This is a genomic window from Dietzia sp. DQ12-76, assembly GCF_014145045.1.
GTDB lineage: Bacteria > Actinomycetota > Actinomycetes > Mycobacteriales > Mycobacteriaceae > Dietzia.
Genome location: NZ_JAALDV010000471.1, coordinates 5,328 through 6,992, shown reverse-complemented (window position 1 = coordinate 6,992; position 1,665 = coordinate 5,328). Strand labels below are relative to the sequence as shown.

Below are 1,665 nucleotides of genomic sequence, written 5' to 3'. Positions count from 1 at the left end.
CGACGATGACGGGACGGCCCAGCTCGCGGCCGACGATCGCGGCGTGGCAGGTGACCCCGCCCTCGTCGGTGACGATCGCAGCCGCCCGTTTGAGGATCGGCAGCCAGTCCGGGTCGGTCATCGTCGCCACCAGGATCTCGCCGGGTGCGAGGTCGGCGCCGTCCGCGAGTTCATGCAGGACCCGTGCCCGCCCCGTGGCCGTGCCCGGCCCGGCTCCCAGTCCCTCGACGATCGGCTCCACGTCGCCCCCGGACCGGCCGTCACCCGACGCGCTCCGATCACCATCCGCCGCCCGGTCCACGAGGGTGGTGATAGGGCGGGTCTGGACGAGATACAGCTCGCCGTCCTCGATTGCGAACTCGGTGTCCTGAGGCGTGCCGTAGTGGGCTTCCGACGCCATGGCCTGACGGGCGACGGCTCGCACCTGTTCGTCGTCGAGGACGCGGGTGGTCTGCATCTCCTCGGGCACGGGCACGAGTCCGTCGTCTGTGTGGCCGGCGATGATCCGCGTGAGCTTGCGACCCACGTGGGCGGAGAGGATGCCCAGGTCGGACTTGTCGACGACGTAGGTGTCGGGTTCGACCTTGCCGCCCACGACGACCTCCCCGAGGCCGAAGGCCGCTTCGATCACCACCCGGTCGGTCCGGGAGGTGCGGGGGTCCGCGGTGAAGGCAACCCCCGAGGTGTCGGAGCGGACCATCCGCTGAACGACCACCGCGATGGACGGCTCCTCGTCGTAACCCGACACCGCCCGGTAGGTCATCGCCCGCGGCGTCCACAGCGAACACCAGCACTTGCGGACCGCATCGAGCAGGGCGTCCTCTCCGACGACGTCGGTGTAGGACTCGTGGATACCGGCGAACGACGTGTCGCCCGCGTCCTCGGCAGGGGCGGAGCTGCGGACCGCGACGGGGACATCGTGCCCCAGCGCGAGGTAGTGCTCGATGATCGACTCGCGGAGAGGAGCCGGCAAGTCCACCTCCGCGACGGTCCGTATCAGTTCCGCGGACCTCGCCATGAGCTCGGCCTCGGTGAGTCCCTCCTCCGGAACCCGATCGGCGTGCAGACGTGCGCGGACGCCTCCGGCGTCCATCGCCTCCAGATACGCCGACTGGCCGATCGCGAAACCCGGTGGCACCGCGAGTCCCGCTCCGGTCATCTCCCCTAGATTGGCCGACTTGCCTCCGTACTCGGGTGAGTCGTCGAGCCGTAGATCGTCGAAGGTCGTCACCTGTGGTGCGCTCATCTCGTACTCCTTCCTGGAGCGCAATGGGGTCCATCCACCCGCCGCTTACTCCATGGTGCGCTGATCGGGAGGTCCCGGGTGGGATGTTCGGGCAGAATCGATTCATGGCTGAACTGCAGGTCCGGGTGCCCTCCGCGTCATCCCTCGTCAACACCGCGTTCCGGGTGGTGGAGTGGGAGCTGTCGATGGCGCGGGAGTTCCTCCTCCTGCCGGCGCGGGTGATGGCGCTCCTGGAGGACGTGGAGTCCATCGTCAGGCGGGTCCAGCGTCTTCTGGACGAGGTCGAACAGACCGTCTCGTCCATCGACCGGATCGTGCTGACTGCCGCGGAGACCGTCGACGGGGTGCGGACCACGGTCTCGCGGGCTGACGCGGTGATCGACCATGTCGAGCGCACGGTCTCCTCCGCCGACTCCACA

General features: G+C 69.0%; 1 protein-coding gene and 1 pseudogene. One reads left to right on the top strand and one right to left on the bottom strand.

Going from position 1 to position 1,665, the window contains the following annotated elements; translation table 11 throughout:
• Nucleotides 1-1,246, bottom strand: a 1,246-nt coding sequence (locus tag G6019_RS14995; RefSeq protein WP_241726087.1) for a PEP/pyruvate-binding domain-containing protein, incomplete at its 3' end; no start/stop codon positions are given.
• Nucleotides 1,247-1,350: 104 nt separating this feature from the next.
• On the opposite strand from G6019_RS14995, the pseudogene G6019_RS14990 reads away from it, so the two are divergent.
• Nucleotides 1,351-1,665, top strand: a pseudogene (locus G6019_RS14990) (methyl-accepting chemotaxis protein); the annotation flags it as partial.